This window comes from Sphingomonas sp. Ell38C01 (assembly GCF_055231975.1).
Map to the genome: position 1 here is coordinate 3,007,665 of NZ_JBUYVA010000001.1, position 21,006 is coordinate 3,028,670.

The 21,006-nt window shown below is 68.2% G+C and carries 19 protein-coding genes; 12 read left to right on the plus strand and 7 right to left on the minus strand.

Translation table 11 applies throughout. From position 1 onward, the window contains the following. Positions 1-93: 93 nt before the first annotated feature. From ACV7NO_RS14290 to ACV7NO_RS14300, 3 genes are read left to right on the plus strand one after another with little or no spacing between them, the layout of a single operon-like run. Entirely contained in the window at positions 94-228 is a 135-nt protein-coding gene (locus ACV7NO_RS14290) for a hypothetical protein (protein ID WP_463406632.1), read from the plus strand. Further along, positions 221-1,561 (plus strand): putative O-glycosylation ligase, exosortase A system-associated, encoded by a 1,341-nt coding sequence (locus ACV7NO_RS14295; protein ID WP_463406633.1) that lies wholly within the window; start codon positions 221-223, stop codon positions 1,559-1,561. The genes ACV7NO_RS14290 and ACV7NO_RS14295 overlap by 8 nt, the downstream gene beginning before the upstream one ends. Further along, complete coding sequence (locus ACV7NO_RS14300; protein WP_463406634.1) at positions 1,558-2,616, plus strand: acyltransferase family protein; 1,059 nt, start codon at positions 1,558-1,560, stop codon at positions 2,614-2,616. The genes ACV7NO_RS14295 and ACV7NO_RS14300 overlap by 4 nt, the downstream gene beginning before the upstream one ends. Positions 2,617-2,623: 7 nt before the next feature. Here the strand turns inward: ACV7NO_RS14300 and ACV7NO_RS14305 are convergent, their stop codons facing one another. Next, entirely contained in the window at positions 2,624-3,199 is a 576-nt protein-coding gene (locus ACV7NO_RS14305) for a type 1 glutamine amidotransferase domain-containing protein (RefSeq protein WP_463406635.1), read from the minus strand. Positions 3,200-3,364: 165 nt separating this feature from the next. Here ACV7NO_RS14305 and ACV7NO_RS14310 point away from each other — a divergent pair, with 165 nt between their 5' ends. The 5 genes from ACV7NO_RS14310 (at position 3,365) to ACV7NO_RS14330 (ending at position 8,351) form a co-directional block, all read left to right on the plus strand. After that, positions 3,365-4,342 carry a DNA topoisomerase IB gene (locus tag ACV7NO_RS14310; RefSeq protein ID WP_463407363.1) on the plus strand — a complete coding sequence of 326 codons (978 nt, stop codon included), beginning with the start codon at positions 3,365-3,367 and terminating at the stop codon, positions 4,340-4,342. Between the two features lie 19 nt (positions 4,343-4,361). Beyond that, complete coding sequence (locus ACV7NO_RS14315) at positions 4,362-5,549, plus strand: mechanosensitive ion channel family protein (RefSeq protein WP_463406636.1); 1,188 nt, start codon at positions 4,362-4,364, stop codon at positions 5,547-5,549. Between the two features lie 137 nt (positions 5,550-5,686). Beyond that, positions 5,687-6,145 (plus strand): MaoC family dehydratase, encoded by a 459-nt coding sequence (locus ACV7NO_RS14320; protein ID WP_463406637.1) that lies wholly within the window; start codon positions 5,687-5,689, stop codon positions 6,143-6,145. 130 nt (positions 6,146-6,275) lie between these two features. Further along, on the plus strand, positions 6,276-7,454 hold the full coding sequence (locus tag ACV7NO_RS14325) for an acetyl-CoA C-acyltransferase (RefSeq protein ID WP_463406638.1): 1,179 nt from the start codon (positions 6,276-6,278) through the stop codon (positions 7,452-7,454). Positions 7,455-7,868: 414 nt separating this feature from the next. Further along, positions 7,869-8,351, plus strand: a complete 483-nt coding sequence (locus ACV7NO_RS14330) for a pyridoxamine 5'-phosphate oxidase family protein (protein ID WP_463406639.1) — start codon at positions 7,869-7,871, stop codon at positions 8,349-8,351. 180 nt (positions 8,352-8,531) lie between these two features. On the opposite strand, the gene ACV7NO_RS14335 is transcribed toward ACV7NO_RS14330, so the two are convergent. Next, on the minus strand, positions 8,532-9,749 hold the full coding sequence (locus ACV7NO_RS14335) for a polyhydroxyalkanoate depolymerase (RefSeq protein ID WP_463406640.1): 1,218 nt from the start codon (positions 9,747-9,749) through the stop codon (positions 8,532-8,534). A 155-nt stretch (positions 9,750-9,904) separates the two neighbouring features. Here ACV7NO_RS14335 and ACV7NO_RS14340 point away from each other — a divergent pair, with 155 nt between their 5' ends. Further along, the gene (locus tag ACV7NO_RS14340) at positions 9,905-11,722 is read left to right on the plus strand and encodes an ABC transporter transmembrane domain-containing protein (RefSeq protein ID WP_463406641.1); all 1,818 of its coding nucleotides are present in this window, start codon (positions 9,905-9,907) and stop codon (positions 11,720-11,722) included. A 203-nt stretch (positions 11,723-11,925) separates the two neighbouring features. After that, positions 11,926-13,086, plus strand: a complete 1,161-nt coding sequence (locus ACV7NO_RS14345) for a saccharopine dehydrogenase family protein (RefSeq protein WP_463406642.1) — start codon at positions 11,926-11,928, stop codon at positions 13,084-13,086. Between the two features lie 107 nt (positions 13,087-13,193). Here ACV7NO_RS14345 and ACV7NO_RS14350 read toward each other — a convergent pair whose 3' ends face one another. From ACV7NO_RS14350 to ACV7NO_RS14360, 3 genes are read right to left on the minus strand one after another with little or no spacing between them, the layout of a single operon-like run. Continuing rightward, complete coding sequence (locus ACV7NO_RS14350; RefSeq protein ID WP_463406643.1) at positions 13,194-13,511, minus strand: hypothetical protein; 318 nt, start codon at positions 13,509-13,511, stop codon at positions 13,194-13,196. A 17-nt stretch (positions 13,512-13,528) separates the two neighbouring features. Further along, on the minus strand, positions 13,529-13,852 hold the full coding sequence (locus ACV7NO_RS14355) for a hypothetical protein (RefSeq protein WP_463406644.1): 324 nt from the start codon (positions 13,850-13,852) through the stop codon (positions 13,529-13,531). Beyond that, positions 13,849-16,131, minus strand: a complete 2,283-nt coding sequence (locus ACV7NO_RS14360; RefSeq protein WP_463406645.1) for a ribonuclease R family protein — start codon at positions 16,129-16,131, stop codon at positions 13,849-13,851. The genes ACV7NO_RS14355 and ACV7NO_RS14360 overlap by 4 nt, the downstream gene beginning before the upstream one ends. A 53-nt stretch (positions 16,132-16,184) precedes the next feature. On the opposite strand from ACV7NO_RS14360, the gene glpD reads away from it, so the two are divergent. Together glpD and ACV7NO_RS14370 are read left to right on the plus strand one after the other, a co-directional pair. Continuing rightward, positions 16,185-17,645, plus strand: a complete 1,461-nt coding sequence (gene glpD, locus ACV7NO_RS14365) for a glycerol-3-phosphate dehydrogenase (protein WP_463406646.1) — start codon at positions 16,185-16,187, stop codon at positions 17,643-17,645. Between the two features lie 52 nt (positions 17,646-17,697). Beyond that, entirely contained in the window at positions 17,698-18,768 is a 1,071-nt protein-coding gene (locus tag ACV7NO_RS14370; RefSeq protein ID WP_463406647.1) for a sialidase family protein, read from the plus strand. An 82-nt stretch (positions 18,769-18,850) separates the two neighbouring features. Here ACV7NO_RS14370 and ACV7NO_RS14375 read toward each other — a convergent pair whose 3' ends face one another. Together ACV7NO_RS14375 and proS are read right to left on the minus strand one after the other, a co-directional pair. Beyond that, positions 18,851-19,279 carry a hotdog fold thioesterase gene (locus ACV7NO_RS14375; protein ID WP_463406648.1) on the minus strand — a complete coding sequence of 143 codons (429 nt, stop codon included), beginning with the start codon at positions 19,277-19,279 and terminating at the stop codon, positions 18,851-18,853. After that, entirely contained in the window at positions 19,279-20,811 is a 1,533-nt protein-coding gene (proS, locus tag ACV7NO_RS14380) for a proline--tRNA ligase (protein ID WP_463406649.1), read from the minus strand. The genes ACV7NO_RS14375 and proS overlap by 1 nt, the downstream gene beginning before the upstream one ends. Positions 20,812-21,006: the final 195 nt, after the last annotated feature.

Genomic DNA, 21,006 nt, shown 5'->3' on the forward strand with positions numbered 1-21,006 from the left:
ATGCAGTCGAAGGGTGCTGTCCTTCTTTTCGACGGTTGCGAAGAAGGGCAGTGCTTCGACAAGCTCAGCACGAACGGTGATGGGGCACGGACGATGATCGACACGTTCGGCCTGGTCGTCAGCCACGGGCTGATGCTGCTCGCGGCGTTCCTGCTGCTGCGCCGCCCCGATCTCGACCGCGAGGGGCCGGCGCCCGACCGGGCACGAAAGCCGCGCCCCCGTGCGTGATCTCGTCTTCCTCGCCTTCCTCGCCGCGATGTTCGCGGGCGGGCTGAAGCGGCCGTTCCTGCTGGTGCTGACGTACGTCTATATCGACAACGTCTCGCCGCAGCAGCTGTCCTACTATCTGCTCAACAGCGTGCCCGTGTCGATGATCGCGGCGGCGGCGTGCGTCGGCGGATACCTGTTTCTCGATGCGAAGCAGGACAGCCGGTTCGCGCCGCGGCAGGCCGCGCTGCTGGTGCTGCTGATCTATTGCGGGCTGACGACGATGGCCGCGGACTTCCCTGTCGAGGCGAAGGAGAAGTGGGACTGGGTGTGGAAGGCGCTGGCCTTCGCGATCTTCCTGCCGCTGACGCTGCGCACGAAGCTGAGGATCGAGGCACTGCTGCTGTTCCTCGTGCTGTCGGCGAGTTCGATCATCATCGTCGGCGGGATCAAGACCGCGCTGTCGGGAGGCGGATACGGCTCGCTCGACCTGATGGTGAACTCGAACACCGGGCTGTACGAGGGCTCGACGATCTCGACCGTCGCGATCGCGATCATCCCGCTGATCCTGTGGTTCACGCGGCACGGCACGATCTTCGTGCCCGACTGGAAGGTGAAGGGGTTCGGCTATGCGCTGGTGCTGGCCTGCCTGCTGATCCCCGTCGGCACCTCGACGCGCACCGGCCTCGTCTGCATCGCGCTGCTCGCGCTGCTGATGCTGCGCGAGGTGAAGCGGCCGATGCTGTATCTGGGCGCGATGGCGCTGATGGGGGTGGCGGCGGTGCCGTTCCTGCCGTCCGCCTTCACCGACCGGATGTCGACGATCAAGACCTACAAGGCGGACGAGAGCGCCTCGACCCGGCTGGCGGTGTGGCAGTGGACGATGGCGTATGCGAAGCAGCATCCGTTCGGCGGCGGGTTCGAGGCGTATCGCCAGAACAAGATCAGCTACGATCTCGACGGCAAGGCGGGCGCGGGTAAGACGCGCGAGGTGGACGCCGCGCGCGCCTATCACAGCGCCTATTTCGAGATGCTGGGCGAACAGGGCTATCCTGGGCTGCTGCTGTGGCTTGGGATCAACGTCGCGGGCCTGTGGCGGATGGAGGCGCTGCGCCGCCGCTACCGCAAGTCGGCGGATGCGGGCGAGGCGTGGATCGCGCCGCTCGCCAGCGCGCTCCAGATGGGACACCTCACCTACTTGGTCGGCGCCGCGTTCATCGCGATCGCGTTCCAGCCGTTCATCTTCATGCTGATCGGCGCGCAGATCGGGCTCGACACCTATCTGGCGCGTATCGCCAAGGGGGGGGCCTTCCGCTCCGTGCGCCGCCCCCGCCCTGCCCCGGCGGCGGCGTGAGCGAGCTGCGCTCGCTGACCGGCGCGCGCGGCGTCGCGGCGTGGCTGGTCGTGCTCTACCATATCCGCGGGAGCATCGCGGGGTTGCCGGGCTGGGCGGAGCGGGTGCTGGCCAAGGGGTATCTGGCGGTCGATTTCTTCTTTCTGCTCAGCGGGTTCGTGATCTGGCTGGCGTGGAACGCGCGGTTGCGGCGCGAGGGGCTGGCCGGGGTGCCGGGGTTCCTGCGGCGGCGCATCGCGCGGATCTGGCCGCTGCACGGCGTGATGCTGGCGTTCGCGGTGGCGCTGGCGGGGCTGCTCGCGGCGACGGGGCGACCGCTGCCAGTGACGTTCGATGTCGCGCAACTGCCGCTTCACCTTCTGCTGATCCAGAACTGGGGGTTCACCGACGGGCTGGCGTGGAACGACCCGGCCTGGTCGATCAGCTGCGAGCTGGCGGCGTATCTGGCGTTTCCGTTGCTGGTAGTCGCGGTCGACTGGCGACGCGTGGCGACGCCGGTGCTGATCGCGGTGCTGGCCATGCTGCTCATGGCATTGCACCTCGCGATGCGGGGCGCGCCGACACTGGGGCATGAGATCGCGCGGTTCGGGCTGGTACGGTGCCTGTTCGAGTTCGGCGCGGGGACGATCGTCTGCGCGCTTTGGATGCGGTGGCGAGAACCGGGAGGCCGGGCACGGGCGTTGCCGGTCGCGGTGTTCGCTGCCGTGTCCGCCGGACTTTGGCTGGGCGGCGTGCTGCCCGAGACACTCGCGGTGCCGGCCGCGTTCGCCGCATTGTTGCTGATGCTTACGCTGACCGATGGCGGCAGCCCGCTCGGATATCACGCCGTGCAGTATCTGGGCGAGGTCAGCTACGCGACCTACCTGTCGCATTTCCTACTGTTCTTCGCGTTCAAGCTGGCGATGCCGTCGCCGATGCTGGGCGTGCCCGCGGTTGCTGCCTACCTGACGCTCGTGATGGTCGCTTCGGTCGGACTCTATCACCTCGTCGAGCGTCCGGCGCAGCGCTGGCTCAACGGGCTGGGTGCCCGCCGGACCGGCGCCGCGTACGGATAGTCGCGGATCAGCCGACCGGCTCGTCCGCGAGTTCGGCTTCCAGCGCGGCGAGGATCGCCCTGTTGAACGCGGGGATGTCGTCGGGCTTGCGGCTGGTGATGAGGTGCTCGTCGACGACGACCTCCTCGTCGACCACCTCGGCCCCCGCATTCTCCAGATCGGTGCGGACCGAGGGCCAGCTCGTCACGCGGCGGCCGTCGACCACGTCCGCCTCGACCAGCAGCCACGGCGCGTGGCAGATCGCGGCGACGATCTTCTCGTCCTCCATGAACTCCTGCACGATGTCGATCGCGCGATCCTCGAGCCGCATCTTGTCGGGGTTGCCCAGGCCGCCGGGCAGCAGCAGCATGTCGTAATCGTCGGTATCGACGTCCTCGATCGTCAGGTCCGGGGTGATCGTGCGGGTAGGCTCGCTGTCGTTCTTCACGCCCTGGATCGGATCGGTGGCGATCGAGGCGAGCGAGACGGTCGCGCCCGCGTCGAGCAGCGCCTGCCGCGGGTCGAACAGCTCCGAATCCTCGAACCCGTCGGTCGCGAGGATGAGGACGCGCGCCTTGGAAAGGTCGGGGGAAAGGTCGGCCATGTCGGAAACTCCTGTGGAGAATTACGCGCGCTCAACCCCTCGCGACGCCGCGACGTTCCCGGAACGAAGCCATACCCCTGCGCATTTTCAGGCGTTCGAAGGAGGTCGCGCTTGGCCAGGATCATCTATTGCGACGACAGCAAGCCCGGCATCACGCGCCGGAAGATGCGAAACGGCTGGAGCTATTGGGATGCCAGGGGCGAGCGGATCACCGATCGCGACGCGATCGACCGGCTCAATGCGATCGGCCTGCCGCCCGCCTATACCGACGCGTGGTTCTGCCCGAGCGCCAGCGGGCATATCCAGGCGGTCGGCTGGGACGAAAAGGGTCGAAAGCAATATCGCTATCACACCGGCTTCCGCGAGGCGCAGGACGCCGCGAAATACGAGCGGTGCGGCGAGTTCGGCCTCGCGCTCCCGAAGCTGCGCAAACAGGTCGAGGCGGATCTGCGCAGGCGCGGCATGGGACGCGAGCGTGCGGTGGCGGCGGTCGTCCGACTGCTCGACACCGGGCACATCCGCGTCGGCAACGAAGCCTACGCCCAGTCGAACAAGAGCTTCGGCGCGACGACGCTGCGCAAGCGGCACGCGAAGATCGCGGGCTCGACGCTCCGGCTCCAGTTCAAGGCGAAGTCGGGCAAGCTGTGCACGCTGACGATGACCGACCGGTCGCTCAGCCGCTTCGTGCGCGCGTGTTCGGAGCTGGACGAGCAGCACCTGTTCGCGTGGATCGACGACGACGGCGAGGCGCGGCCGGTGACCTCCACCGACGTCAACGCCTATATCCGCGAGGCGACCGGCGGCGATTTCACCGCCAAGCATTTCCGTACCTGGGGCGCGAGCGTCGTCGCGTTCGAGGCGCTGGCGAGCGCGGAGCGCGACCTGAGCCTGAAGGCGATGCTGGAGCCCGTCACCGCCAAGCTGGGCAACACACCGACGATCGCGCGCAAATCCTATGTCCACCCCATGCTGATCGCACTGGTGAAGACCGGGCAGTCCGCATTCCGAAAAGCGCTTCGCCTGCCGCGCAAGGCGCAGTATCTCAGCCGGGTCGAGCGCGGGTTGATCGCGTTCCTCGACACCGGCATCCCCGCGACCGCCAAGGTCGCCAAGTCAGAGACGCCGGTCGCCAAGGCGGCCTGATCGTTTCGAAAAGAGTATCATGACGACCAACAACAGCGCCGCCGCGAAACCGCCGGCGATCGATCCCGACAAGGTGCAGGACCAGTTGCAGGAGCTGGCGAGCAGTTCGGGCGTGTGGATCCATACGCACTGGCTCAACATCCTGATCGCGATCGGCGTCGGCGCCGCGCTGGCGCTCGGGCTGTTCTGGCTGCGCAACCTGGGGCCGAAGCTGGCGCGGCGATCGCGCAGCGGCAAGGGCTGGTCCGCGATCCTCGGCCGCGCGATCCAGCGGACCGGCAGCTTCTTCATCGTCATGCTCTCCGCGCAGCTCGTCGTCGGCTATGCGGGCGCGCCCGAGGCGGTGCGCCAGACCGTCACCTTCCTGTTCACCGTCGCCGCGGTGTTCCAGGCCGCGGTCTGGGCGCGCGAGCTGATCCTGGGCGCGATCGAGCACCGGACCGCCTCGGAGAATTACTCCGGCGAGGCGCTGATGAACGCGATGGGGCTGATCCGCCTTCTCGTCACCTTCGTCGTGTTCGCGATCGCGCTGATCGTGGTGCTCGACAATCTGGGGGTGAACGTCACCGGTCTGGTCGCGGGTCTCGGCGTCGGCGGCATCGCGATCGGTCTCGCCGCACAGGGGATCTTCGCGGACCTATTCGCGGCGCTCGCGATCATATTCGACCGGCCTTTCCGCCGCGGCGACGCGATCCAGTACGACCAGTCGTCGGGCACGGTCGAGGAGATCGGGCTGAAATCGACGCGCATCCGCGGGGTGAACGGCGAGGAGCGGATCATCTCGAACAAGAATCTCCTCAACAAGGAGATCCAGAACAACACGCAGCGCGACCGGCGGCGGACCAAGTTCACGCTCGGCATCGCGTACGAGACGCCGGTCGACACGCTGGAACGGGTTCCCGCGATGCTGCGCGACGTCGTGAACGGGTGCGATCTGGTCTATGTTCGCGCGGGGTTCGTCAATTTCGGCGCGTCGACGCTAGATTTCGAGCTGGAGTTCGACAGTCCTCACCCCGATTTCCAGCACAGCTACGACGCGCGCCACAAGGTGGGCCTGGCCATCCTGCGCCGGTTCGCGGACGAGAAGATCAGCCTGCCCTACCCGATCCAGACCGCCTACACCGCCGCGCCAGATGGTACGCTCATCATGCCCTATCCCGAAGTGCAGCCGGTGCACGACGTGTCGCACGACCGGCCCTTCGCCTGACCGGCCAGCGGTTTTCGAGGTTCGGGTTCGCTTGCATCCCTCGTTAAGAACGAGCTTTCCTGTTTCAGGTCGGTTGACCCTTGCGTAAAGTGCCGCGTCCGGCCTAGAGGGGCTGCGAACAACCGGGAGGCACGCGCGTGGGCACCGTCAGCATCGACGAGATGAAGGGCAAGCTGGGCTCGGAATGGGTCAGCGAGTGGATCGTCGTGTCGCAGGACATGATCGACAAGTTCGCCGACGCGACCGGCGATCACCAGTTCATCCATGTCGATCCCGAGCGCGCGAAGCTGACTCCGTTCGGCGGCACGATCGCGCACGGCTTCCTGACGCTGTCGCTGCTGCCCGTGCTCATGTCGAAGATGCAGGACATGCCGCATCTGGACGGTGTGAAGATGGGCGTGAATTACGGAGGCAACAAGGTCCGTTTCCTCACCCCCGTCCGCTCGGGCTCGAAGGTGCGCGGCCGCTCGAAGCTGATCGAGTTCGACGAGAAGCGCGCCGGCCAGATCCAGCAGACCAGCGAATTCTCGATCGAGATCGAAGGCCAGGACAAGCCAGCCATGATCGCGGAATGGATCACACAGATCTTCGTCTGACGTGAATTTCCCTCTCCCGCTTGCGGGAGGGGCCGGGAGCGGGCTCGCGCTCAGCCCCGGGATCCTGCCCGCAATCAGCCGGGCACCCACCCCAGCCCCTCCCGCAAGCGGGAGGGGGGAGAAAAATCCCATGCGTTCCGCCGTCATCGTCTCCACCGCCCGCACCCCCATCGGCCGCGCCTATCGCGGTGCTTTCAACAACCTCCCTTCGCCGACGCTGGCCAGCCACGCGATCAAGGCCGCGGTCGAGCGCGCAGGGATCGACGGCGCGTCGGTCGACGACGTGGTGTTCGGATCCGCGCTCCAGCAGGGGCATCAGGCGGGCAACATCGCGCGGACGTCGCTGCTGCGCGCCGGCCTGCCGACGACGGTGTCGGGCATGTCGCTCGACCGCCAGTGCGCATCGGGGCTGATGGCGATCGCCACCGCGGCCAAGCAGATCGTGGTCGACGGGATGGACGTGACGATCGGCGGCGGCGTCGAGAGCATCAGCCTGGTCCAGACCCCCGAGATGCGCGTCGCGCCCGACAAGGAGCTGCTGGCGATGCACAAGGACATCTACATGCCGATGCTCCAGACCGCAGAGGTGGTCGCCAAGCGCTATGGTATCGGGCGCGATGCGATGGACGAATATGGCTACCAGTCGCAGATGCGCACCGCCGCCGCGCAGGCCGCGGGCAAGTTCGACGACGAGATCGTGCCCGTCACCGCGACGATGGCGGTGGTGAACAAGGAAACCAAGGAGGTTTCCTACAAGGAGGTCACGCTCGCCAAAGACGAGGGCAACCGCGCCGACACCACGCTGGAGGGCCTGAAGTCGCTGAAGGCCGTGATGGGGCCGGACATGACGATCACCGCGGGCAACGCCTCGCAGCTGTCCGACGGCGCGTCGGCGAGCGTGCTGATGGAAGAGAAGGTCGCGGTGGCGAAGGGGCTGACCCCGCTTGGCCGCTATGTCGGCATGGCGGTGGCGGGCACCGCGCCCGACGAGATGGGCATCGGCCCGGTCTTCGCGATCCCCAAGCTGCTTGAGCGCAATGGCCTCAAGATGGACGACATCGGCTTGTGGGAGTTGAACGAGGCGTTCGCGGTCCAGGTGATGTACTGCCGCGACAAACTCGGCATCCCCGACGAACTCCTTAACGTCAACGGCGGCGCGATCTCGATCGGCCACCCTTACGGCATGTCGGGCGCGCGTATGACCGGCCACGCGCTGATCGAAGGCAAGCGGCGCGGCGCCAAGTATGTCGTCGTCACGATGTGCATCGGCGGCGGCATGGGCGCAGCGGGGTTGTTCGAGGTGCTGTAAGGTTGATTGATTATTCTGACGTCTCGGCGTATATGACGTCCTGCAAGTGTCAGTAGCGAAACGCTCCTGATATGTGGGCTTCGGTCGTGGCAGCGATCGGAGCCCATTTTCGTTCGGGGCCCGGCTGGCAGGCCGAGCCCCTCCCGTCTGCCCTATTTGGACCGCGACACCTCGACGATCTTGAGAACCAAGATCGCGAAGGCGATGAGCAATCCAAGGATCGAGCAAAGGCTTGCAAGTGTCATGCTCTACTCCTTGATAGGACGGCAGGATTGCCGTCACCGCGGATCATGGCGACGTCACGCCAAAGAACAAGCAACCGACGGTTGAGATATGCCTTCCCCCTTCAAACCTTCGCGCAACCAACCCGCCGCGCACTCGTTCTCCCGGACAACGCAAACAGGAGATGCGCGCATGGCCCAGGATTCCCCGCAGGAAATCGCCGAGACCTTTCTGTCGAAGCTGAAGTCGAGTCCGTTCGTGATGGTCGGGCTCGAGGGTAATGGCGAGCATTCCGAGCCGATGACCGCGCAGATCGACGACGATCGCCCCAACACGCTCTATTTCTTCGCGGGCAAGGACAATCGCGCGGCCGGCGGCGGCGCGGCCATGATCCAGTTCGTGTCGAAGGGGCATGACTTCTTCGCGTGCCTGTCGGGCGGACTGAGCCAGGACAATGACCCCGCGCAGATCGACAAGCTGTGGAGCAATCAGGTCGAGGCGTGGTTCCCCGGCGGCAAGAGCGATCCGAACCTCGCCTTGCTGCGGTTCGACATCGATTCGGCGGAGATGTGGGAGAGCGACGTGTCGCTGACGGGTAAGCTCAAGATGCTGTTCGGCGGGACGATCAAGGGCAGTGAGGCCGGCAGCCATGCGGTGGTCGACAGCGTGGCCTGATCGTTTCGACGACACGACGCCTGAAGTGCAAGGGGTGGGTCGGTGATACCGGCTCACCCTTTTTCGTCATTCCGGACTTGATCCGGGATCCCGCTGCCTTCTTTGATAGACACGCGTGCCCGAGAAGCGGGACTCCGGATTAACGATCACGATCTGCGCAACCGCGTTCGACCGCGCCGCCTACGCGTTCGCGGCGATCCAGTCCTCGAGCACCGGCGCTATCCGGTCGCGCCACTTCGAGCCGTTGAAGATCCCGTAATGGCCGACCCCTTCGGCCATCAGGTATTTCTTCTTTCCTTCTGCCAGCGACGACGCCAGCGTCAGCGCCGCCTTCGTCTGGCCGATCCCGGAGATGTCGTCGCGCTCCCCCTCGATCGCGAGGATGCCGATATCCGTGATCGCGGCGGGATCGACCGGCCGCCCCCGGTGCGTCATCGTGCCGTTGGGCAACGCATGCGCCTGGAAGACGACGTCGATCGTCTGGAGATAGAATTCCGCGGTCATGTCGCAGACCGATCGATACTCGTCGTAGAACTCCTTGGTCGAGTCCGCACTCTGGCCGTCGCCGTCGACGAGATGCTTGAACATCTCGAAATGGCTCATCATGTGGTTGCCGAGGTTCATCGTCATGAACCCGGTAAGCTGGAGGAAGCCGGGATAGACCCGGCGGCCCGCGCCCGGGTGCACCATCGGGACGGTCGCGATCACGTTCTGCTCGAACCACGCATAGGGGCGCTTCGTCGCCAGCAGGTTCACCGCGGTCGGCGCCTCGCGCGTGTCGACCGGGCCGCCCATCATCGTCAGCGTCTTCGGCCTGCACGGATGCCTGTCCGCGCTCATCAGCGCCGCCATCGCATAGGCGGGCACCGAGGGCTGGCATACCGCGAGCACGTGGCTGCCCGGCCCCATCGCCTCCAGAAACGCGACCAGATAGTCGACATAGTCGTCGAGATCGAACTTGCCGGCCGATGTCGGGACCAGCTTGGCATCGCGCCAGTCGGTAATGTGTACGTCGCAGCTCGGCAGCATCCGCTCGACCGTGCCGCGCAGCAGCGTCGCGTAATGCCCGGACATCGGCGCGACGATCAGCAGCTTCGGCCCGCCCTCGACACCCTCGCGCACGAAGCGCTTGAGCTGGCCGAACGGCTTGCGGACCACGATCTCCTCGCGCACCGCCACCTCGCGCCCGTCGATCACGGTCGTGTCGAGGCCGAATGCAGGCTTGCCGCGCGGCGCGGCGGCGTGCGCGAACACGTCGAGCGCGGAGGCCATCACCTTGCCGCCGCCGAAATAGGAGAACGGGTTTGCCGGATTGTTCAGCAGGCCCACGCCGAAATTGGCCATCGCACTGGCGCTGGCGAGCATCGAGCGCTGGAATTCATATGCGTTATAGAGCATCGGGTATCCTGTACCACGCCAAGGTTGCACACACTCTAACGCATTTGCTGCATAGCACAATGCACGAGCTTGGGCACGAGCTTGGGCACGCCCCGTACCCCAGGTTTCCCGCGCGCCGTTGAGCGCCGCCCGCAGCGCTGCTACGCGGCGCGGACATGGCCGCTTCCGTTTCGATCCCATCCGTATCCGGCGAGCCGGAAACGCCCCCCGCGCGCAAGCTTGGCAGCCTCGCGCTCGTCTGGCGACATGCGCGCCGCTACCCGTGGCAGATCGCCGCGGCTTGGAGCGCGCTCGCGGTCACGTCCGCAGCGACGATCGCGATCCCCTACAGCTTCAAGCGCGTGATCGATCGCGGCTTCACCGGCGGGATCTCCGGGGGCGGCGGCGACGCGGCGGGATCGGTGGCCTCGTCGTTCCACTACATGCTGATGATCGTCGTCGTACTGGCGCTGGGCACCGCGGTGCGGTTCTACTTCGTCTCATGGCTGGGCGAGCGGGTCGTCGCGGACATCCGCACCAGCGTCCAGCGCCACCTGATGACGCTTACCCCGCGTTTCTTCGAGGAGAACCGCCCGTCCGAAATCGCCTCGCGGCTGACGTCGGACACGACGCAGATCGAGACGGTGGTGGGCTCGACCGTGTCGGTCGCGCTGCGCAGCCTGCTGACGACGGTGGGCGGGCTGATCTATCTCTTCGTGATCTCGCCCAAGCTGGCGGGGATGCTGACGCTGGGCATCCCCGCGATCATCCTGCCGATCGCGCTGCTGGGACGGCGCGTCCGCCAGCATTCGCGCACCTCGCAGGACCGGATCGCCGATGTCGGATCGATCGCGACCGAAACGCTGGGCGCGATGAAGATCGTCCAGGCGTTCGGGCAGGAACGCCGCGAGGGCGAGCGCTTCGCCGGCGCGGTCGAGGCGACGATGGCCGCGGCGCGCCGCCGCATCGCGCTGCGCGCGATCATGACCGCGATCGTCATCGGCCTCGTCTTCGGATCGATCACGCTGGTGCTGTGGGAGGGCGCGATCGACGTCGCCGCGGGGAGGATCAGCGGCGGATCGATCGCGGCGTTCGTGCTGACCGGCGGGATCGTCGCGGGCGCGGCGGGATCGCTGACCGAGGTGTATGGCGACCTGCTCCGCGGCGCGGGCGCGGCGGGCCGGCTGGCGGAGCTGCTCGCCGAGCGGCCTGAGATCACCGCGCCTGCGCGCGCCGCCGCTCTGCCCGTACCCGCGGTCGGCGCGCTGGCGTTCGAGGGGGTCGAGTTCCGCTATCCCACCCGCCGCGACGTCGCCGCGCTCCACGATTTCGACCTGTCGATCGCGCCGGGCGAGACGGTCGCGGTCGTCGGCCCGTCGGGTGCGGGCAAGACGACGCTGTTCCAGCTGATCCAGCGCTTCTACGATCCCGATGCCGGGCGCGTGACGATGGACGGCGTCGACCTGCGCAGCGCGGACCCGGCCGAGGTGCGCGCGCGGATCGCGATGGTGCCGCAGGATACGGTGATCTTCGGCGCCTCGGCGCGCGACAACCTGCGTTACGGTCGGTGGGACGCGCATGACGACGACTTGTGGGCAGCAGCCGAAGCCGCCAATGCCGCGACCTTCCTGCGCGCGCTGCCCGACGGGCTCGACACCTATCTGGGCGAGGGGGGCGCGCGGCTGTCGGGCGGGCAGCGCCAGCGCGTCGCGATCGCGCGCGCACTGCTGCGCGACGCCCCCGTCCTGCTGCTCGACGAGGCGACCAGCGCACTCGACGCGGAGAGCGAGCAGCTGGTGCAGCAGGCGCTGGAGCGACTGATGACGGGACGCACCACGCTCGTCATCGCGCACCGCCTCGCCACCGTCCGCGCGGCGGGGCGGATCGTGGTGATGGATCAGGGTCGCATCGCCGAACAGGGAACGCATGCGACGCTGATGGCGGCCGGCGGGCTGTACGCGCGGCTGGCGGGGTTGCAGTTCCACGACGCCTGACGTCCATCAGTCCTACCCGTCATCCCCGAGAAGGCGGGGATCCAGCCCCTGCCGTACAGATGATCGCAGCCGTGATCGTGTGACCGAACCGTGAGAGCTGGATCCCCGCCTTCGCGGGGATAACGGGGCGCGCAGGGATGACGGAGGGTTTGGCGGTTTCCCTTCCCCGCGCTAGGCTCCCGCAAAACACGAGGAGAGCGCCCATGGCCCGCGAGTTCGACATCATCGTCTATGGCGCGACCGGCTTCACCGGGCGGCTCGTCGCGGAGTATCTCGGCGCGACCTATCCGTCCGGGGTGACTGGGGCGATGGCGGGGCGCTCGCTGTCGAAGCTGGAGGAGGTTCGCGCCGCGATGGGAATCGCCGCCGAGGTGCCACTCGTCACCGCCGACGCCGACGATCCCGCGAGCCTGCGAACGATGTGCGAGCGCGCGACCGTCGTGATCTCGACGGTGGGGCCATACCAGCTCTACGGCAGCGACCTGGTCGCCGCGTGCGCGGCGACCGGCACCGGCTATGTCGACCTGTGCGGCGAGCCTGCCTGGATGCGCCAGATGATCGACGCGCACGAGGGCGCGGCGAAGGCGAGCGGGGCGCGGATCGTCTTCAGCTGCGGGTTCGATTCGATCCCGTTCGACCTCGGCGTGCTGACGTTGCAGGAGGCGGCGATCGCGCGGTTCGGCGTGCCCTGCCCGCGCGTGAAAGGCCGGGTGCGCACGATGAAGGGCGGGTTCTCAGGCGGGACCGCCGCCAGCCTGAAGGCGACGCTGGCCGCCGCGGCGCGCGATCCGTCGCTCGTCAAGCTGCTGACCAGCCCGTTCGCCCTGACGCCGGGGTTCACCGGGCCGCACCAGCCGATGGGGATGATCCCCGAGTACGACTCGACGATCGGGGCGTGGGTCGCACCGTTCATCATGGCGCCGATCAACACCAAGAACGTCCACCGTACCAATCACCTGCTCGGCGCGCGGTACGGCGCGGACTTCGTCTATGACGAGATGGTCGTCGCCGGGCTCGGCGACATCGGGCGCGCCGCGGCGGAGGCGCTCGCCAGGCTCAACCCGCTCACGGGCGACAAGGGGCCGAAGCCCGGCGAGGGCCCGTCGAAGGAAGAGCGCGACGCGGGCCATTACGACCTGCTGTTCGCGGGGCTGATGCCCGACGGCACGCGGATCGACGCGGTCGTGACCGGGGATCGCGATCCCGGCTACGGCTCGACCTCCAAGATGCTCGCGGAAAGCGCGCTGTGCCTGGTGCAGGACGTGGATGGCGACGGCGGAATCTGGACGCCGGGGGCGCTGATGGGCCCGCAGTTGCGCGAGCGGCTGGTGGCGAAGGCCGGGCTGACGTTTACGGTGGGGTGAATTCGCTTCCCCCCGTCACCCCGGGCTTGACCCGGGGTCCCGCTTTTGCGCCGGCGTCGAGAAGAAGCGGGACCCCGGATCAAGTCCGGGGTGACGAAAAGTGGAAGCTACCCCCCGAACGCGATCGCGCCCGCCGCGGCGAACCCCGCGATCGCAAGGATCCCCAGCACCCGCGCTAGCGACTCCTTGCGGAAGTCGACGACGCGCTTCTCGTCGAGCCAGTAGGTGCCCTTCCCCGGCCCCTTCTCGATCTCGCGCACCGCGCCGAACGCGAGCATCCGCGCGAACATGCGGCGGTCGATCCGGTGGTCGCGCGGGGTGAACGCGATCGCCTTGGGCGCGGACGTGGCGCCGGCCTCGACGAAATGGTCGATGATGCGCGCGCGGGCGCGGGCGACGAGGACGGCTATGGCGGCTCCGGACATGGATGCGGACTCCTCTTTCAGCCCTGATACAGGAACGTCACCAGCACCGCCACGATCACGCACACGACGATCACGATCGGCACCCGCCGCGCCCGGCGCTGCGCAGCGACCGCATAATGCCGCCGCAGGTCGTACCAGATGCGCCCGTCGGTCGTCGTGCGGACGATTCCGTCGGCGCGCAGTCGCTCCAGCTCGCGGATCGCATTGGGCGTGGCGGGGACGTAGCGCGTCGCCTCCCCTTCCGTGATCGCGCGCGCTTCCAGCAGCGCGGGCGCGACGACGCCGCGGACCCGGTGCGGGCGCAGCGCGATCTCTGCATCGGTCATGGTTTCGACGTTCATCGCCGCTTCTTCCCCTGATGGCGGATGTTCGCGGGCCGCCCGCGATGCTTGATGACGCGCGGCGCCTTTCGGGTTTCGCCCCCGGCCGCGTATTTGCCCTCCGGCATCTCGAAGCGCAGCGCGCCCGACACCGGGTTCGCCTCCGCCAGCCGCAGCTTGAGCGTCATCCCCAGTGCATATTGTTCGCCGCTATGCTCGCCGGTCAGCGTGCGCGCGCCCTCGTCGAACTTGAAATACTCGCCGCCCAGATCGCGCACCGGCATCAGCCCATCGCCGCCGATCCCCTCGACGGTGGCGAAGAAGCCGAAATTGGTGACGCCGGTGATGCGCACGTCGACGATCTCACCGGTCCGCTCCGCCAGGAACGCGGCGACATAGCGATCGATCGTGTCGCGCTCCGCCTCCATCGCGCGACGTTCGAGCTTGCTGATGCTCTCGCCGATCCGTTCCATCTCCGCCGGCTCGGGCGCGAGACCGCCCTCCCCCAGCCCGTAGGCCGCGACCAGCGCGCGGTGGACGACCAGATCGGCATAGCGGCGGATCGGCGAGGTGAAGTGGCCATAGCTGCCGAGCCCCAGCCCGAAATGCCCGTGGTTGAGCGGTGCGTAATAGGCCTGGGTCTGCGTTCGCAGCACCTGCTCCATCACCTGCGGACGGAAATCGGCGTCTCCGACGCGGTCGAGGATGTGATTGAACGTCTGCGGCGTGACGACCTGCCCCAGCGCGAACTTCACCCCGAACGTCTCGAGATAGTCCTTGAGCGCGACCAGCTTCTCGCGGCTGGGCGGTTCGTGGACGCGGTACATGCACGGCGCCTTCTTCGCCTCCAGCGCCTTGGCGGCGGCGACGTTGGCGGCGATCATGTAATCCTCGATCAGCCGCATCGAATCGAGCCGCTCGCGCGGCGCGACCGACATGATCCGGCCCTTCTCGTCGAGCACGACGCGCCGTTCAGGCAAGTCGAGCTCGAGCGGCTGGCGCGTGTCGCGCGCCTTGCCGAGGGCGCGCCAGCAGTCCCAGAGGGGACGGAGCGCGGTTTCGACCAGACCGTCATCCCAGCGAAAGCCGGGATCTTCCGCCACGGGGGGCTCGCTCTCGGTGGGCGACCCCGGCGTTCGCCGGGGTGACGTCGCCGCGTCGATCGCCGCCTGCGCATCCTCGTACGCGATGTTCGCCGCGATCCGCACGACCGCGCGGGTGAAGCGCCACGTCTTGAGCGCGCCGCCCTTCTCCACCTGGAGATGGCACACCAACGCCGCGCGATCCTCGCCCTCTTTCAGCGAACACACATCCGCAGACAGGATCTCTGGCAGCATCGGCACCACGCGATCGGGGAAATACACCGAGTTCCCCCGCCGCCGCGCCTCGCGATCGATCTCCGAACCCGGGCGCACGTAGAACGACACGTCCGCGATCGCGACCAGCGCCTTCCATCCGCCCGGATTGGCGGGATCGTCGTCGGGCGCGGCCCAGACCGCGTCGTCATGGTCGCGCGCGTCCGCAGGGTCGATCGCGACGATCGGCAGGTGGCGAAGGTCCTCGCGTGCGTCACCCAGCGGCAGGCGCGCGACCCGCTCCGCTTCCTCCAGCGCCTCCGCCGCGAACACGTGCGGAATCTCATGCTTGTGGATCGCGATCAGCGAGAAACTGCGTGGCGCGAACGGATCGCCCAGCCGCTCGACCACCTTGGCGGTGATCCGCGGCGGCCGCCCGGCCTTCTCCGCGAGCACCAGGTCGCCCGCCTCGGCGTCGCCCGCGTCCGAGACGAGATAGTCGCGCCGCTCCTTCTTGTCGACGCCTTGCAGCCAGAGGCGATCCCCCTCCTGCCGCAGCACGCCGATGATCTGCTCCGACGAAGCGGGAAGCACCTTCATCGGGTGCGCGATCCAGCCGCTGCCCGCCTCCTCGGTCCGCGCCAGCACGCGCGCACCGACGCCGAGCGAGCCGCGCTTGCGCTCGCGCACGCGGATCCGCGGGACCGGCGCGTCGCTGTCCCACCGTTCGGGCACCGCCCAGATGTTGCCGCCGTCGTCGACGTCCGCGACGCGGATCACGGTCACCTTGGGCAGGCCGCCCATCGCATGGAAGGCGCGGCCGGGGGCGCTGTCGATCAGTCCCTCGTCGCCCATGTCCTTGAGCAGCGCCTTGAGCGCGATCTTTTCCTGCGCGGTCAGGCCGAAGGCGCGCGCGATCTCGCGCTTGCCCGCCGGGTCCGCGGACGACGCGATGAAATCGAGGATCTGCTGGCGCGTCGGGAGCCCGACCTTGGGTTTTCGCATTATGTCGAGATAGGGTTTCCTAGGCCTATCGTCACCCGTTAAGACTGGATGCCATGACAACGTTGACATACGACCTTCTGGTCATCGGTGGCGGCATCAACGGCTGCGCGATCGCGCGCGAAGCCGCGCTGCTGGGGAAGCGGGTGCTGCTGGTCGAGCGCGACGACCTCGCCAGCCACACCTCGTCCGCGTCGTCGAAGCTGATCCATGGCGGCATCCGCTATCTGGAATATTACGATTTCGCGCTCGTCCGCGAGGCGTTGAAGGAGCGCGAGCGGCTGGTGAAGGCCGCGCCGCACATCATCCGCCCGATGCGCTTCGTGCTGCCGCACGAGAATGCGGTGCGGCCGTGGTGGCTCGTGCGGCTCGGGCTGTATCTCTACGACTTTCTCGGAGGGCGGATGACGCTCAAGCGCTCGCGCGGGCTGCGCAAGACGGATGCCGCCTATACTGCGCCGCTGAAGGGCGACGGGCGCGGGTTCGTCTATTCGGATGCGTTTGTCGACGATTCGCGGCTGACGGTGCTGAACGCGGTCGACGCGGCGGCGGGCGGCGCGACGATTCGCACCCGCACCGCCTTCACCGGCGCGCGGCGCGACGGCGACAGCTGGCTGGCGACGCTTGCGGGCGGCGAACAGGTGCGCACGCGTGCGATCGTCAACGCGGGCGGGCCTTGGGTAGCGCAGACGCTCGGGATGCTGGGCGTCAATGCGGGCGCGGGCGTGCGGCTGGTCAAGGGCAGCCATATCGTCGTGCCGAAGCTGTTCGAGGGCGACCACGCCTATATCCTGCAACAGCCCGACCGCCGCATCGTCTTCGCCATCCCCTATCATGGGCAGACCGAGATCGGCACCACCGACGTCCCCGTCGACGCGCCCGAGGATGCGCGGATCAGCGCGGACGAGATCGCCTATTTGTGCGAGGCTGCGAACCGGCACTTCAAGGCGCAGATCGCGCCCGCCGACGTCACCTCGACCTGGAGCGGCGTCCGCCCGCTCTACGACGACGGCGCGAGCGAGGCGCGGGCGGTGACGCGCGACTATGTGCTGGAGCTCGATACCAACGGCCCCGCGCTGCTGAGCGTCTTCGGCGGCAAGATCACGACCGCGCGCCATTTGGCGGAGGAGGCGATGGGCAAGCTCGCCCCCGCCCTCGGCATCGATGCGCATCCGGTGACCCGCGCGCGCGTGTTCCCTGGCGGCGCGATCGCGGGGTTCGATACGTACCTCGCGCAGGTGCGCGCGACCTGGTCGTTCCTGGGCGAGGCGCGGTCGGCGCGGATGGCGCACGCCTATGGCGCGCTGCTCGGCGAGATGCTGGCGGGCGTGACCGACGAGGGCGGGATGGGTGCCGACCTTGGCGGCGGGCTGACCGAGATCGAGGCGCGCTGGATGCGCGACAAGGAATGGGCGCGGTCGGCGGACGACATGCTCGATCGCCGCTCGAAGATCGGGCTCCACCTCGACGCGGCGGCGCGCGCGCGGGTCGCAGCCTGGTGCGACGCTGCGGATTGACCCGCACGGCGTCCCCCGCGACAGGCGACCACGGATATCAAAGGGGGCGAAGATGGGTCGGGGCGGATTGACGGCGGGCCTGTGCGCGCTGGTCGCGGTGATGGCGCAGGCCGAGGCGGCTGAGCGCTCACCGATCCTATCCTCCGAATTCGTCTACGCCGACGCCCCCTATCCGCAGGCGCATGCCTCGACGATCGTCGAGCTGCCCGACGGCACGCTCGCCGCCGCGTGGTTCGGGGGGACGGGCGAGAGCCGGCCCGACGTGTCGATCTGGTTCGCGCGGCGCACGCGTAGCGGCTGGTCGCCGCCCGCCCGGGTCGCGGACGGGGTAATGCCTGGCGGCACGCGCTATCCGACGTGGAACCCGGTACTGTTCCAGCCGCCGGGCGGTGACCTGCGGCTGTTCTACAAGGTTGGCCCCTCCCCCCGCGACTGGTGGGGCATGGCGATCGCCAGCGCCGATGGCGGGCGGACGTGGAGCCGGCCCGAGCGACTCCCGGCCGGCGTGCTCGGCCCGATCAAGAACAAGCCCGTCGTCGCCGCCGATGGCGCATGGCTGGCCCCGTCGAGCCGCGAGGAAGTCAGCGCCGAGAACAATATCTGGTCGCTCCGCGTGGAGCGCAGCACCGATCGCGGGCGGACGTGGACGGTCGGCGCGCCGATCGCCTCGCCGATGCATATCGAGGCGATCCAGCCGAGCATCCTGTTCCACCGCGACGGGCGGCTGGAGATGGTCGCGCGCACGCGGCAGGGCGCGCTGGCGGCGACCTGGTCGCGCGATTCGGGGGTGACGTGGTCGCCGCTCGCCGCGATCGACCTGCCCAATCCCAATGCCGGCACCGATGCGGTGACGCTGAAGGACGGACGCCAGCTGATCGTCTACAACCACGCCGCGCATTTCGCGGACCGCCCCGGCGACGGCCCGCGCTGGCCGCTCGACATCGCACTCTCCGACGATGGCGTGCGCTGGCGCCATGTGCTGACGCTGGAGAGCAGGCCGGTGCCCGACGGCTATGCCTATCCCGCGGTGATCCAGACGCGCGACGGGCTGGTCCATGTGACCTACACGTGGGACCGTCGGCGCATCCGGCATGTCGTCGTCGATCCGAAGCGCCTATTGTAAGCCCAGCGAACGCTGGAGTCTCTTGCGGCCGGGGCGCCGCGATACCGATAGAGTTCCCAGCTTTCGCCGGGGGTGACGAGAATCAGCCTCGTGCGATCACCGCGAGCGTGATCCGCGACAGGCAGACCAGCTTGCCCGCATCGTCGGTGATGCGGATCGTCCACACCTGCGTCGTGCGCCCGACCGACTCGGCCTTCGCGACCGCATGGACGTGGCCGCCGGTCGCCGCGCGGATGTGATTCGCGTTGATCTCCATGCCGACGACCGCCTTGGCCGCGGGATCGACCGTCATCCCGCCGCCGACCGACGCGACCGTCTCCGCCAGCACCACCGACGCGCCGCCGTGGAGCCGCCCGAACGGCTGCTTCGTCCGGTGATCGACCGGCATCGACGCGGAAAGCCAGTCGTCGCCGACATCGGTGAAGACGATGCCCAGCAGCCCCGGCATCGATCCCTCGCCGAGCGCGGTCAGCGCGGTCAGGTCGAGCGATCCGCCATGCCAGATCGCCATCAGTAGCTCCGCCCGATCAGCACCCGCTCGACCGCGGGCGCGCCGGTGAAGACGCACGCGCCCGCATCGGTGTGCGACTGCCCCATCGGCGCGTTGCGGATCGTGAGCTTCAGCGCCTTCAGCCGCTCGACCACCGCGTCGAGTGCAGCACCGGTCGGCTTCGACCAGCGCACGTCGACCCAGCCGGGATTCCTCCGCCCGTCGGCGAACGCCGCCTCGACCCCCGCCCAGTCCTCGACCGGCGCGATGTTCGCGCGCAGCCGCGCATGCGCCTCGTCGAACAGCACGCGCTGGACATCGGAGAGCGTCGCCGCGACCTCGCCGACGAACGCGTCGCGCGGCACCACCGTGCTGTCGAGCTTGCCGTCCTCGCGGTACAGCCGGTCGCGGCGGATCACCGAGACGTTGCCCCCCGCGACGTCACGCCCGCCGACCTCGACGATGACGGGCGCGCCCTTCTTCACCCAGCCCCAGCGCTTCGTCGCAGCCTTGGCGGGTTTCAGGTCGAGCAGCGCACGCACCGGCTCGCCCAGCGCGGTCTGCGCGGCGAGCTCCGCCTGGAGCGCCTTGCAATAGTCGACGATCGCGGCGTCCTCGGGCTGGTCGCGCAGCATGGGCACGATCACCACCTGCCACGGCGCGACGCGCGGGGGCACGCGCAGCCCGTCGTCGTCGCCGTGGACCATGATGACGCCGCCGATCATCCGCGTCGACACGCCCCAGCTGGTCGTGTTCGCATATTCCAGCTCGCCCGCGGCGTTCTGGAACCGGATGTTCTGCGCATGCGCGAAATTGGTGCCAAGAAAGTGCGAGGTGCCCGCCTGGAGCGCCTTGCCGTCCTGCATCATCGCCTCAATGCTGTAGGTCGCGACCGCGCCGGGGAAGCGCTCGTTCTCGGGCTTCTCGCCCGCGACGACGGGCAGCGCGAGGCAGTTTTCCGCGAATTCGCGGTACACCTCGAGCATCTTGAGCGTCTCCTCGCGCGCCTCGTCCGCGGTGGCGTGCGCGGTATGCCCCTCCTGCCACAGGAACTCCGACGTGCGCAGGAACATCCGCGTGCGCATCTCCCAACGGACGACGTTCGCCCACTGGTTGATGAGCACCGGCAGGTCGCGCCACGACTGCACCCAGCGCGCGAACGCGGTGCCGATCACCGTTTCCGATGTCGGCCGCACGACCAGCGGCTCCTCCAGCTTCGCGGTCGGATCCGGGGTCAGCCCGCCCTTGCCGTCGCTGACGAGGCGGTGGTGGGTGACGACCGCCATCTCCTTGGCGAAACCCTCGACATGCTCCGCCTCCTTCTCGAAATAGGAGAGCGGGATGAAGAGCGGGAAATAGCAGTTCTCGTGCCCCGTCGCCTTGATCCGGTCGTCGAGCAGGCGCTGGATCCGCTCCCAGATTCCATAGCCCCATGGCCGGATGACCATGCAGCCGCGCACGCCGGATTCCTCGGCGAGGTCGGCCTCGGTGATGACGGACTGATACCAGGCCGCGAAATCGGCCTCGCGCGTGACGGGGAGTGCGTGCTTCATGGGGGCGTCGATAGCGCCGCGTGCGGGGGCCGTCACCCCCTCGGGCCTACTTGCCCCGTCATCCCCGCGCAGGCGGGGATCCATCGCCGGCGGGTTGGACCTATTCGACGGCCGCAGTCGATACGAAGGTCGGGAGATGGATCCCCGCCTGCGCGGGGATGAAGATCAGGAGGCGAATCCAAGCTTTCGCCGGGA